This is a genomic window from Nonomuraea sp. NPDC001699 (assembly GCF_053596455.1).
In genome coordinates, this window is sequence record NZ_JBSFGF010000015.1 from 165,103 (window position 1) to 177,960 (window position 12,858).

At 72.4% G+C, this 12,858-nt stretch carries 10 protein-coding genes; 4 read left to right on the forward strand and 6 right to left on the reverse strand.

Features of this window, described 5'->3' with window-relative positions; all coding sequences use genetic code 11:
• Positions 1-17 precede the first annotated feature (17 nt).
• From cnbZ to ACWCSU_RS35590, 4 genes are read left to right on the forward strand one after another with little or no spacing between them, the layout of a single operon-like run.
• A complete protein-coding gene (gene cnbZ / locus ACWCSU_RS35575) occupies positions 18-788 on the forward strand; it encodes a 2-amino-5-chloromuconate deaminase CnbZ (protein WP_449940945.1) in 771 nt (256 codons plus the stop codon).
• Positions 785-1,621 (forward strand): fumarylacetoacetate hydrolase family protein, encoded by an 837-nt coding sequence (locus ACWCSU_RS35580; RefSeq protein ID WP_449940947.1) that lies wholly within the window; start codon positions 785-787, stop codon positions 1,619-1,621. The genes cnbZ and ACWCSU_RS35580 overlap by 4 nt, the downstream gene beginning before the upstream one ends.
• On the forward strand, positions 1,618-2,565 hold the full coding sequence (locus ACWCSU_RS35585) for a serine/threonine dehydratase (protein ID WP_449940950.1): 948 nt from the start codon (positions 1,618-1,620) through the stop codon (positions 2,563-2,565). Before ACWCSU_RS35580 ends, ACWCSU_RS35585 begins: the two co-directional genes overlap by 4 nt.
• 35 nt (positions 2,566-2,600) lie before the next feature.
• Positions 2,601-3,902, forward strand: a complete 1,302-nt coding sequence (locus ACWCSU_RS35590; RefSeq protein WP_449940953.1) for an MFS transporter — start codon at positions 2,601-2,603, stop codon at positions 3,900-3,902.
• Between the two features lie 37 nt (positions 3,903-3,939).
• On the opposite strand, the gene ACWCSU_RS35595 is transcribed toward ACWCSU_RS35590, so the two are convergent.
• Genes ACWCSU_RS35595 through ACWCSU_RS35620 form a run of 6 tightly spaced genes read right to left on the reverse strand, consistent with a single transcriptional unit; the run spans position 3,940 to position 12,759 of the window.
• On the reverse strand, positions 3,940-5,631 hold the full coding sequence (locus ACWCSU_RS35595; RefSeq protein WP_449940955.1) for a (2,3-dihydroxybenzoyl)adenylate synthase: 1,692 nt from the start codon (positions 5,629-5,631) through the stop codon (positions 3,940-3,942).
• Entirely contained in the window at positions 5,612-7,684 is a 2,073-nt protein-coding gene (locus ACWCSU_RS35600) for an acetate--CoA ligase family protein (RefSeq protein WP_449940958.1), read from the reverse strand. The genes ACWCSU_RS35595 and ACWCSU_RS35600 overlap by 20 nt, the downstream gene beginning before the upstream one ends.
• A complete protein-coding gene (locus ACWCSU_RS35605; protein WP_449940960.1) occupies positions 7,681-9,237 on the reverse strand; it encodes an FAD-dependent monooxygenase in 1,557 nt (518 codons plus the stop codon). Before ACWCSU_RS35605 ends, ACWCSU_RS35600 begins: the two co-directional genes overlap by 4 nt.
• A 6-nt stretch (positions 9,238-9,243) precedes the next feature.
• The gene (locus tag ACWCSU_RS35610; protein WP_449940963.1) at positions 9,244-11,013 is read right to left on the reverse strand and encodes an FAD-dependent oxidoreductase; all 1,770 of its coding nucleotides are present in this window, start codon (positions 11,011-11,013) and stop codon (positions 9,244-9,246) included.
• A gap of 25 nt (positions 11,014-11,038) precedes the next feature.
• On the reverse strand, positions 11,039-11,899 hold the full coding sequence (locus ACWCSU_RS35615; RefSeq protein WP_357701576.1) for a VOC family protein: 861 nt from the start codon (positions 11,897-11,899) through the stop codon (positions 11,039-11,041).
• A 26-nt stretch (positions 11,900-11,925) separates the two neighbouring features.
• Entirely contained in the window at positions 11,926-12,759 is an 834-nt protein-coding gene (locus ACWCSU_RS35620) for an alpha/beta fold hydrolase (RefSeq protein WP_397355925.1), read from the reverse strand.
• Positions 12,760-12,858: the final 99 nt, after the last annotated feature.

Here is a 12,858-nt window from a genome sequence, read left to right on the forward strand (position 1 = left end):
AAAGGAGAGGACCGAAAATGATGGATGCAGCCGGTGTGGGATCGGGCTACCGGTACCTGCCGGGCGTCGGGCAGTACTCGGCGGGCGTCGTGGCGGACCCCGGGCACGGGATCGTCCGGGTCCGCTTCCCGGTGCCCGTGCCGCTCCGCGCCGCCTTCGGCGCCGCGGAGAAGATCATCGGCGTGGCGGGGCGGCCGCTGACCGCCCTGTGCTCGTGGGAGTTGCGCTCGCCCCGGCCGTTCACGGAGTCGTCGTTCACCACGTTCAACGCCGAGTACATCGCCCTGCTGGACGCCTGGGGAGTGATCGGACCGGACGGCGCCAACCCGGTGGCTCGCAGCAATGTCTGCCCGGCCGCCGACCCGGTGCCGGAGCCGAGCGCGCACGCGTTCGCCTTCACTGTCCCGGCGGACACCGACATCGTGCAGTACGTGGTGTCGGGCAGCGCGGAGTCCCCCGAGGGCCTCGGCGACTACCGGGATCACATGGTCGCCTACCGGGACGTGTCCGCCGGCGGCCTGCTGGCCAAGGTGCGGTTCGTGACGAGCGCCATGAAGAGCCGGATGGAGGGGCTGGGCGTGTCCGGCCACCCGCCGCGGGTCGTGCAGATCTACACGGTCCATGACGTCCAGTCCGTGCTGCGGGACGAGGTGATGGGCCCTCTGCGCTGCACGGACGGCCTGACCTGGCATCCGCACCGCCCTCCCGTGCTCGACCTCGAGTACGAGATGGACTGCCGCACGGTGGGAGCCGAATACCTCGCCGGATCAGGAGGGATCGCCCGATGAAGCTCCTCCGCTACCGCCCGGCCGCGGGCGAGGCGGCCAGGCCCGGTCTCGTCGACGGCGCGGGCCGGCTCAGAGATCTGTCCGCCCACGTCCCCGACCTGGCGGGCGAGTCGCTGGGGCGGGCGGCAGTCGAACGCCTGGCCGCCCTCGACGTGGAGTCGCTGCCGCCGGTCTCCGGCGAGGTCCGGCTCGCGCCACCCGTCGCGGGCACCCGAAACTTCATCGCCGTGGGGCTGAACTACCGCGACCACGCCCAGGAGACGGGCATGGCCGTCCCCGACGAGCCCGTCCTGTTCAGCAAGGCCGCCGGCGCCATCGCCGGCCCGTACGACGACGTGGTCGTCCCGGAGGGCGCCACTCAGGTCGACTGGGAGCTCGAACTGGCCGTCGTCATCGGCGAGCGCATCCACCGCGCCGACGAGGCCGAGGCGGCGCGGGCCGTCGCCGGCTACTGCATCTGCAACGACGTCTCCGAGCGCCACTGGCAGCTGGGCGGCACGGGCCAGTGGCTGAAGGGCAAGAGCGCGCCGACGTTCGGCCCGCTCGGGCCCTGGCTGGTCACCCCGGACGAGATCGGCGACGTGTCCGCGCTCGCGATGTCGCTGACCCTCAACGGCGAGGTCGTGCAGCAGAGCAGCACCGCGGAGATGATCTTCCCGCCGGTCTTCCTCGTCTCCTACATCTCTCGGTTCATGACGCTGGAGCCGGGTGACGTGGTGACGACCGGCACACCCGCCGGGGTCGGGATGGCGCACGGGCGCTACCTGCGCCCCGGCGACGTCATGCGCCTGGACATCGAAGGTCTCGGCCATCAGCAGCAGGTCGTCAGGTGAGCCTTTCGGTGACCGCCGCGGACATCGGGGCGGCGCGGACGCGGATCTCCGGCCACTGCCGCCGGACGCCGGTCATCCAGATCCGCGGGGACGACCTCGGCCTCACGTCCGGCGTGACCTTGAAACTGGAGTCGCTGCAGCACACCGGCTCCTTCAAGCCGCGCGGCGCCTTCAACAACCTGTTGTCCGCCTCCGCGGACGCCGGGAAGGCCGGGGTCGCGGCGGCCTCGGGCGGGAACCATGGCATCGCCGTCGCGTACGCGGCCCGCAGCCTCGGCCTGCACGCGACGATCTTCGTCCCGGCCACGGTCAGTCCCGTGAAGCTGGCCGCCCTCAACGAGCTGACCGACCACGTGATCGTGACCGGCGGCGACTACGACGAGGCGCAGCGAGCCTGCGCGGATCACGTACGCGACTCCGGGGCGTACGAAGTGCACCCCTACGGCGTGCCCTCGACGGTCGCCGGCCAGGGCACCATCGCCGCGGAATGGGACGAGCAGGCACCGGAACTCGACACCGTCCTGGTCGCCGTGGGCGGCGGCGGCCTGATCTCGGGGCTCGCCTCGTGGTGGCACGGCAGCCGGGTCGACGTCGTGGGGGTCGAGCCGCGCGGCTCCCGGGCCCTGCACGCGGCGCTCGAAGCCAGAGGCCCCGTGGACGTGACCGTCGACTCCGTCGCCGCCGACTCCCTGGGGCCGCGCAACGTCGGAGACCTCGTGCACCGGATCTGCGCGCAAGCCGTCTCCCGCGTCGTCCTCGTGGACGACGACGACATCGTCCGCGCCCAGGCCGCGCTGTGGCGGGCCTTGCGGCTCCCGGCGGAGGCCGGCGGCGCCACCGCGCTGGCCGCCCTGCTCGGCGGCGCCTATCGGCCGCGCCCCGGTGAGCGCGTCGGCGTGCTGGTGTGCGGCGGCAACCTCGATCCCCGTCTGCTGATCACCTGAGCCGACTTTCGTCCGCTGTTCCCTGAGAGGCCCATATGCCCCCTGCCTCCGTCTCCACCTCGCCGGCGGCGACCGCCGCGCTCTTCCGCAAGATCTCGGTACGGATCGTGCCGCTGATCCTGCTCGGCTATCTGTTCGCCTACCTCGATCGCATCAATCTCGGGTTCGCCAAACTGAAGATGCTCGACGCGCTCGGATTCGACGATCTCGTCTACGGGCTCGGCGGCGGCCTGTTCTTCGTGGCCTACATCGTCTTCGAGGTGCCGAGCAACGTCCTGCTTCAGAAGGTCGGCGCCCGCTGGTGGCTGGCCAGAATCATGATCACCTGGGGGATCCTGTCCGGTCTCACGGCTTTCGTGACCGACGTCTGGCAGTTCTACCTCCTCAGGTTCCTGCTGGGCGTGGCGGAGGCGGGATTCGTCCCCGGCGTGCTGCTCTATCTCACGCAGTGGTATCCCTCGCAGCGGCGCGCTCGCGTCATCGGGCTCTTCCTGATCGGCCTGCCCGCCGCCTCGCTGCTGGGCGGGCCGCTGTCGGGATGGATCATGTCCTCCTTCGACGGGGCCGGAGGCTGGGCGGGGTGGCAGTGGCTGTTCCTGCTCGAAGCCGTGCCCGCCGTCCTGCTCGGGCTGCTGATGCCGCTCGCGCTCTCCTCCGGTGTACGGACCGCCGGCTGGCTCTCCGACGCCGAGAAGGACCTTCTCGAAACGGTGCTCAAGGCCGACCGGGACGCGCTTCCCGCTCAGGGGCACGACCTCGGCGCCGCGTTCAGGTCGGGTCGCGTATGGCGGCTGGGACTGGTCGCCTTCAGTTTCCTGACCGCCACCTACACGATCAGCTTCTGGCTGCCGACCATCCTGCAGGAGGCAGGAGCGGAGGGAACCGGCGCCATCGGCTGGCTGACCGCCGTCCCCAGTGCGTGCGGCATCGTGGCCCTGCTGGTGAACGGCTTCCTGTCGGACCGGGCGCAAGAGCGCCGATGGCACATCATCGTGCCGTTCGCCCTGGCCGTCGCGGGACTGGCGATGACCGTCGTGACGGACTCCTCGGTCGTGCTCGTCACGCTGGCGATCACCCTGGCCAACATCGGGATCGTCGCCAGTTACCCCGTCTTCTGGTGCCTGCCCGGCGTCTTCCTGCAAGGCGCCGCCGCCGCGGCGGGCATGGCGCTCATCTCGTCGATCGGCAACCTGGGCGGGTTCGTCGCCACCTACGCGCTCGCCTGGATGAAGGACCTGACCGGGAACGCGGCAAGCGGCTTCATCGCCGCGATCGTGCTCCTGGCCGCCAGCATGGTGATCATCCACCGCCTTCCCGCCTCGGAGGTGAACCGGTAGGCGAGCTCGCGAGGGCCCGTGCCGCGCTGCCCGGACTTCAGTTCCGCTCAGGGACGTCACCGGAGAGCTCCGCCTTGAGGCGGACGGCGATGTCGGTCCGGAGGGCCTTCTTGTCGATCTTGCCGACCTTGGTCCAGGCGAGTTCCCCGACGACGACGAGCCGTTCGGGAAGCTTGAAACGGGCGACCTCCGCGCTCTCCATCCGCGCGCGGATCTCCTCCAGCGTGACCGTCGCGCCGTCCCGGGGCACGACGTACACGCACACGCGTTCCCCGAGCAGGGCGTCCGGCATGGCCACGGCGGCGACCTGGCTGACCGAGGGGAGCTGGTACACGAGGTTCTCGACCTCCTCGGCGGAGATCTTCTCCCCACCCCGGTTGATCATGTCCTTGTCGCGGCCGGCCACCACGAGGTTGCCCTCGGGGGTACGCAGGCAGATGTCACCCGTGCGGAACCAGCCGTCGCCGGTGAAGGAGCGGGCGTTGTGCTCCGCGGCCCGGTAGTAGCCGCGAGGGGTGTACGGCCCGCGCGTGAGCAGGAGTCCGGCCTGGCCGTCCGGTACGTCCCGGTCCTGCTCGTCCACGATTCTGATCTCGTCGTCCGGGCACAGAGGACGGCCCTGCGTGGTGCACACCGTCTCCGAGGGGTCGTCCAGGCGGGTGAAGTTCAGCAGGCCCTCCGCCATGCCGAACACCTGCTGCAGCGTCGCCCCGAGCACCGGCTCCACCTTGTACGCCAGCTCGTCCGCCAGGCGGGCGCCGCCCACCTGGACGACCCGCAGGGTGGCGAGCTGCCCGGCGCCGTGCTCGGCGGCCCGTTCCAGCCAGCGACCGGCCACCGCGGGCACCACCGCGGTGTGCGTGACGCCTTCCGCCGCGATCGTGGCGAAGGCCCGTACCGGCTCGGGCGAGGGCAGCATGACCACCCGCCCACCGGCGAGCAGGACGCCCAGGATCCCCGGGCAGGCGAGCGGGAAGTTGTGCCCGGCGGGCAGGCTGACCAGGTAGACCGACTCCGACGTGATCCCGGCGACCTCGGCGCTGGCCCGGGCGTTGTAGGCGTAGTCGTCGTGGGTGCGGGCGATGAGCTTGGGCAGGCCCGTCGTGCCCCCGGACAGCAGGAAGACGGCCACGTCCCGGGAGGAGGGAGGGGGCGCGTCGAAGCCGGCCCGGCCGGCGGGCGGGCCGCACAGGGCGCGCAGGTCGACGCTTCCGGGTTCGACGTCGTCCCCGGCGACCAGCACCCGCCATCCGGCCCCGGTGGCGGCGCGTACGTCGGCCGCCAGGTCGTGGGCCAGTCGTTGGTGGTCGAAGTCCCTGCTCCGGTCGGGGACGGCGATCGCCACGGCCTCGGCGTGCACGGCCAGATGGGTGAGCTCGGCCCGGCGATGGGCGGGCAGCGCCATCACGGGCACGACGCCCGCGCGCAGGCACGCCAGGAGGAGGACGACGAACTCCCACGAGTTGCCCAGCTGCATGATGATCCGCTCGCCCGGGGCGAGGCCGAGGTCACGCAGGCGCCCGGCGGCGGCGTCGGCGCGGTCGGCCAGCTCGCCGTACGTGAGGCGGAGGCCCGTCCCGTCGACCAGCGCCGTGGCGTCCGGATCGCGGTCGGCGACCTCTCGCAGCAGGGTGCCGATCGCGGCCCCGGCCCAGTAGCCCCGCTCGGTGAAACGGGCGACGTCGGCGTCCGGCCAGGGCACGGTGTGCTCAGTGATCGGTGTGGGCATCGTCGGCCTTCCTGGTGAGGATGACGGCGTCAAGCGCGATCAGACCTTGTGGCGTGAGCCGCAGCGGATTGACCTCGATCTCGTCCAGGAGCGGATTGGCGGCCAGCAGGCCGCCGAGCCTGGAGACGATCGTGCCGAGGTCGTCGGGGTCGAGGACGGGGCCGCCGCGCCACCCGGCGAGCAGGGCCCGCCCGGCCAGCTCGGACGGCATGCGGGCGGCCTCGCCGGGGGACAGCGGGGCGAGCCTGACGGTGACGTCGGCCAGGGCTTCGGCCACCGTGCCGCCCAGCCCCACGAGCACCAGGGGGCCGAAGACGACGTCGCGTCGCGCGCCGACCACCAGGTCGATCCCGGCCGGCGCCATGGCCTCGACCAGGTAGCGGCGCGCGCCGGCCGCGTCCAGCGCGTCGAGCGCCGCGTCCAGGCCGGCGTGGGTGGACACGCCCAGGTGCACGCCGCCGATCTCCGTCTTGTGCAGGATCTCGGCGTCCAGCAGCTTCACGGCGACCGGCGTCCCGACGGAGTCGAACGCGGCGTGGGCCGCCGCCCGGTCCGCGCAGGCATGGCGTGGCATGGTCGCCACGCCCAGCCGTTCGAGCAGCTCCTTGCCCTCGTGCTCGTCGTACCGGGTGGCCAGGCCGGTCGGCGCCTTCCACGGGTCCTGGACGGCCGGGCGGGGCGTGCGCGCGCGGGCGTCCGCCAGCAGGGCCGCGGTGGCGGCGGCGACGCCGCGGGCGTCGTGGGCCACGGGGACGCCCGACTCGCGCAGGGCCCTGCGGTCGCGGTTGACGTCGTCGCCCGTTCCCGCCAGCCCGAGGACGACGGGGACGCCCGCGGTCCCGCCTTCCGTGACGGCGGCGATGACGTCAACCGCGACCGGCTCGTGCAGGACGTACCCGGCGATGACGTCGACGCCGGGGTCGGAGCCGGTGGCGGCGAGCACCGCTCCCAGCTCGGGCCCGGGGCGGCCGGTGTCGACCGGGTTGCGCTGGAAGGTCAGCGGCGGCAGCAGCCCGGCCAGGCTCCGGCGGGTGCCGGGAGTGAGCTCGGGCACCCGGATCCCGCGTCCTCGCAGGTCGTCGAGGAGCAGCAGCCCCGGACCCGCCTGGGCGGTGACGACACCGACCCCCGGGTCGGCGCAGGGCCGGGCCCGCGTCACTGCGAGCGCGCCGACGGCGTCGACGAGTTCGCGTTCGTCATCGACGAGGACCGCCCCCGCCTGGGCCAGTGCGGCGCGCGTGGTGCGCCAGGAGGTCGCGAGCGCCCCCGTGTGCGACGCGGCGAAGGCTCCGACATCGTGGCGGCCGACGACCAGGGCGACGACCGGCCGGGTCGCGGTGAGCCGGCGCACGCTCGCGACCAGCCGGGGCCCGTCCGCCACCGACTCCACGTGCAGGGCGACGGCGGTGGTTCGGGGATCGCCGGCGAGGTGGTCGAGGACGTCGGGGGCCGTGACGTCGGCCGCGTTCCCGAGGCCGACGGCGAGGCTGACGCCGTGCCCCGCCTCGGTCAGCGCGAACGCCAGGGCGTGGTTGACGCCGCCGCTGGCGGCCACGACGGCGACGGCGCCGGGCGCCACCCGGTGGGCGCCGGGGACGAAGCTGGCGGTCAGCCGCGCGTGGGGGGCCAGGAAGCCGCTGGTGTTCGGACCGAGGAGCCGAAGGCCCGAGTCCCGGGCGACGGCGGCGAGCCGACGCTGATGCTCGATCCCGGCGCCGCCCGCCTCGGCGAACCCGCCGCCGCACACGACGGCGGCCCGCACGCCCGCGGCGGCCGCCTCGCCGAGCACGTCGGCGCAGGCCGCGGCGGGGACGCAGAGCAGCGCGAGGTCGACGGGCCCCGCGCCGGCCGCGGCGCCGACGGACGGGTGCATGGTGGTGTCGCGCGGGTTCACCAGTGCCAGGAACCCGTCGAAACCGGACAGCGAACGGGCCATGGCGGCGCCGAGTTTGCCCGGGTCGCGGGAGGCGCCGACGACCGCGACGCCGCGCGGGGCGAACAGCGGGCCGAGGTCGTTCGCGCGATCGCCCCGCCCGGTTCCGAGGCCGTTCACGTGAGGACTCCGACCAGGTCCGCGCGGCCGGACAGCACCGTGGTCAGCGCCCGGTCCCGGTCAGGTTCCCGTTCGACCAGCAGTACGGGGAGTCCCGCGCGCATCCGTGCCTCCTCGCACAGCCGGGTACGGGTCAAGGCCGTGCCGCCGTGCACGGCGACCAGCGCCGGTCCGGCGGCGATGGAATCGCACAGACCAGGCAGGCCGGCCTCGGTGTCCGGGGCCCTCAGCAGAGCCCCCCACGCGCCGGGCAGCGGAGTCGCCGAAAGCGGCAGCTCGCTCTCCCCCCGGACGGCGGCCGGGACGCCGTCCGCGGCGGCCACGACGTCGAGCAGCCGGCCGGGCGCCGACCAGCCCGCGGAGTCGAAGCGCGTCTCCAGGGGAGCGGCGCCGTGCAGGTCCCGCCACCGGCGGTGGGCCCAGCCGGTGAACTGCGGCGCGCGTCTGGCCAGCCGCGCGTCGGAGATGCTGCGGGACATGAAGTGGTAGGCGAACTGCCACGGCTCAAGGGCGTCGTAGTAGCTGCCGAAGCTCTCCCACCAGGCGAGGCTGGGCCGCGCCGAGTCCTGGATGTGCCGGACCGGCGGCTGGGCCGCCCGCTCGTAGCTCGCGAGGGCCGTACCGAGGTCGCCGGGGTGTCCGGCCAGCGCCCGCGAGAGCGCGACGGCGTCCTCCATGGCCATCTTGGTGCCCGAGCCCACGGAGAAGTGCGCGGTGTGCGCGGCGTCGCCGAGCAGCACGACGGGCCGCGGGGTCAGGGTGTGCCAGTGACGGGTGCGGCGCGTGCGGAAGCCGGCCCAGCGGGAGTTGTTGGTGAGCAGCCGTCCGCCCTCGATCTGCTCGGCGAACAACCTCTCCAGGTACGCCTTGGAGCGCAGGTCGCTCGCCCCGGGCGGCAGGCTCTCGTCGAACGCGTCGAGACCGGCACGCCGCCAGGACGCCTCGTCGGTCTCCACGATGAACGTCGACATGGTGTCGGAGATCGGATACCCGTGCACCGCGAAGACGCCGTCGGGGCCGCGTTCGTGGATGAAGGTGAGCCCGTCGAAGAGGTGGTCGGTGCCGAACCAGATGAACTTGGCCGTGGCGGTCTCCACCTGCGAGCCGAGGCCGGGGCCGAGCGCCTCGCGGATCCGCGAGGAGGACCCGTCGGCGGCCACCACGAGGTCGTAGCCCGCCAGGTCGTCGAGCGTCACCTCGGAGGAGAACCGCAGGTCCGCCCCGACCGAGCGGGCCCGTTCCTGCAGCAGCAGGAGCAGCGTGCGCCGGACGACCGCGGCCATGCCGTTGCCGCCGCACCTGATCCGCTCGCCCTTCAGCCGCACCTCGATGTCGTCCCAGTGCCTGCCGTGCTCGGTCAGGGCCGCGCGCAGCACGGGGTCGGCCTCGTGGATCGCCTCCAGGGTCCGGTCGGAGAAGACGACCCCGAAGCCGAAGGTGTCGTCGGCGCGGTTGCGCTCGAAGACGGTTACTGCGGACGACGGGTCCGCCTGCCGGATCAGCGCGGCGAAGAACAGCCCGCCGGGCCCGCCGCCGACCACCGCGATGCGCATGGCCCCCTACTCCTTGGTCGTCAGGCCGAGGATCCGGCCGAGCGCGGCGCTCAGCGCCGCCTCCGGATCGTCCGCCGCGGTGGCGGACCGCCAGGCGACCATGTGGTCGGGACGGACCAGGAGAGCCCCGTCCTCAGCGACCTCGGAAAGGGCGCGGTAGTCGCCGTAGCTGTCCTCGAAGTCGCAGCCGCGGCCGATCGAATGGACGCGGACGGGCACGCCGAGGCGTTCGGCGACGCGTCCGGCCGCCTCCCGCCAGGCCGCGCCGTCGAGGCCGGTGAGCAGGGTGAACCGGCCCCGGCCGCACAGGTCGAAGGTGGAGACGCGCTGCTGGTCCTTGGTCAGCCACACGTGCGGCAGGTGGCGTCCCGGACGGGTGGAGGCGAAGTGGTAGATCTCCTCGTCCCGCGGCGCGGGCTGCTCGGGCGTGCCGTCGGGGACGATCGCGCCGGACGTGTAGTGCTGGTTGGTCTCGACGCCGTGCGTGTTGAAGCACATGATCGTGGCCCGCAGCGCGGCGTCGAACTCCTGCCGCCGCTGGGCGCCCTCGGCCGTCGGCCGCAGCAGGGCGTCGAGGGCGTCCCGCAGTTCCCGCGCGCCCGAGGCGGGCGGCAGGCGCAGCGCCATGAAGATCGGCGGCATCAGCCCGTCGCTGCGCTTGGCGCGCTGGACGATCTGCTTGGCGACCGGCAGCCGCTCGTCCCGGTAACTGTCGAGCAGCGACGGCCCGGCTTCGCCGCGCAACACCATCGCGAGCTTCCAGCACAGGTTGTAGCTGTCCTGGATGGAGGTGTTCGACCCCAGGCCGTTCATCGGCGAGTGCCGGTGCACGGCGTCGCCGACGCAGATGACCCGGCCCGCCATGTTGTCGGTGGCGTAGACGTCGTTGACCGCCCAGATGGAGATCGACTCGACCTTCACCGGCACCTGGTCGTCCCCGATCAGCTGGTGCGCGATGCGGACGCCGTCCTCCTCGGTGAGCGAGGGACGCCCGGCGTCGACGTCGTATCCCCACACACCGACCCATTTGGTCCACGGGCGCACCATGCGCAGCACACCGATGCCGTTGCCGTCGTGACCGACGCCCGGCTGAACGAACCAGTACATGTCACCCGGGCGGTGTTCGACGAAGCGGGTCAGGTCCGCCTCGAACACCACGTTGATCGAGCCGCCCAGCCCCATCCTGCCGACCAGCGGCAGGCCCGCCTGCGCGGCGACGGTCGAGTTGCCGCCGTCCGCGCCGATCAGGTACTTGCTGCGGATGCCGTACTCTTGGCCGGTCAGCCTGTCCCTGACCAGGGCGGTCACGCCGTCGTCGTCCTGCGTGAACGTCAGCAGCTCGGTGTTGAAACGCACGGACGACCCGCGCGAGGCGGCGGCGTTGACCAGGATCGGCTCCAGCACGTGCTGCGGCAGGTCGCACACGGAGGTCGGGCTGGCCAGGTCGTGTTCGGCCTTGAAGTGCGGATGGGTGTACCAGGTGCGCAGGCGGCCGAGCTCCTGCCCGGCGAGGCTGGTGGCGTACACGTGCTCGCCCATCAGGTGCTGCGGGGTCGCGTTCTTCGTCACCTCGCCTTCCAGCCCGAGGTCGCGCAGCACCTCGACGCCGCGCTGGTTGGTGATGTGCGCGCGAGGTGTGTTCGAGACGCCGGCGTACTTGTTGAGCACCACGTTGGCGATGCCGTACGTCGACAGCAGCGCCGCGGCCGTCGCGCCCGCCGGGCCGGCCCCGACGATCAGCACGTCCGTCTCCACGACGGGGGTGAGGGTTTCCATGTCAATGGCTCCTAGAAGGGTGACGTCAGTGCCGGTGGCCCCAGAGGTCGGGGCCGGGGATCTCGGTGACCTCCCAGGTCGCGTCGTCGATGAGGACGCCGCCGCTGCCGAACTCGGTGTGCACCCCGACGGGGGACTGCGCGTAGAAGGAGAACATCTGGTCGTTGCTGTGCCGGCCGAGCGTCATGGTGACCGGGACGTCGCGGTCGAGCACGAGGTCGTAGGTCCGGCCGACCTGGTCCATGTCGGGGACCTCCAGCATGAAGTGGTGCAGGAACGGCTGGTGGATGCCGAAGAACGGGCCGTCCACGAAGGCGATGCTGTGGTGACGCGGGTTCGTGTGCAGGAACGTGGCCTGGAACGGCACGCGCATCGTGTCGCTGATCTTGAAGCCGAGGACGTCGGTGTAGAAACGCTGCTGGGCCGCCACGTCCGGGCTGGCGAGCACGACATGGCCGAGGCCGAGGTCACCCGTGACGAACCGTTCGATGTCCCGCGCCGAGGTGAACTGCCCCTCGCCCGGCGAGGCCCCGTGGAACAGCTCGACCCGGTTGCCCGCGGGGTCGAGGAAGTGCGCCATGCCGGCCACGCGGCGGATCTCCAGCTCGCGCTGCGTCGCCTGGTGGGCCACGACGCCGTGGTCGCTCAGCTCGTCGAGCGCGGCGCTCAGCGCGTCGGCGTCGGCGATCTCCCAGCCGTAGTACGCGCCGCCGTCCTGCTCTCCCGCCTCGACGGTGACGCGGTGGTGCACGTCGTCGATGCGGAAGTGGGTGGCGCCGTCCTCTCCCGCGACGCGCTGCATGCCGAGGATGTCCGTGGCGTACGTGGTGAAGGCGTCCGGCTCGCGCGCGGACAGGCCGAGGTAGCCGAGCTGCTTGATGTCCATGCCTGTTGTCTCCTGGTCGTACGAGGTCAGAACGCGTCGGTGAGGAAGCCGCGCAGCAGCGCCGCGTACTGGGCGGCGCGCTCGATCTGCACCCAGTGGCCGCAGTGCGGGAAGATGTGCAGTTGCGCGTTGGGCAGGTGCTGCTGCAGGAAGACGCTGGAGTCGGGGGTGACGAAACGGTCCTCGCGGCCGTGCACGATGAGGAACGGGTGGGGCATCCGGCGCAGCGCCGACGGCGGCACGGCCATCTCGGCGGGCGAGGAGGAGAAGAAGCGCTCGAAGGAACGCCGCACCTCGGGCCGCATGACCTCCTTGTAGCGCGTCTCGGTGATCTCCGAGATCGACGTGCCCAGCGCGTCCTCGTCATGGACGAACCACTTGGTGAGGTTCTCCAGCGCGCTGATCGTCGGGTCCTTGTAGAAGGACACCATCCGCATGACCTCGGGCGTCGGCTGCGAGTGCCCGCCCGCGCTGCCCATCAGGGAAACGCGGGCGAAGCGCTCCGGCGCCGTCATCACCAGGTGCATGGCGAGCGCGCCGCCCATCGAGTTGCCGACCAGGTGCGCCCGCTCGATCCCGCGGACGTCCATCAGAGCGAGCACCTGCTCGACCCGCATGCGCATCCATCCGGTCAGGCTGCCCGGCATGTCCTCGGGATGGTCGGTGCGGCCGTAGCCGACGAGGTCGGGAGCCAGCACGTGATAGTCGTCGCTCAGGGCGGGGATGAAGCCGCTCCAGTTCGACACCGCGTTGGCGCCGGGGCCGCCGCCGTGCAGCAGAATTACGGTCTCGTGGGCCTCGTCGCCGCTTTCCAGGAAGAAAGTGGAATAGCCATGGGTTTCGACGGTGCGCTCGGTCACTAGAATGGGCTCCTTCCCGTCATGCACGGGCATTGCTCAGGATGCGCAGTGATCGGGTGAACGGCCGGGATCAGGCCCGCCAGGCGACGGCGGGCTTGG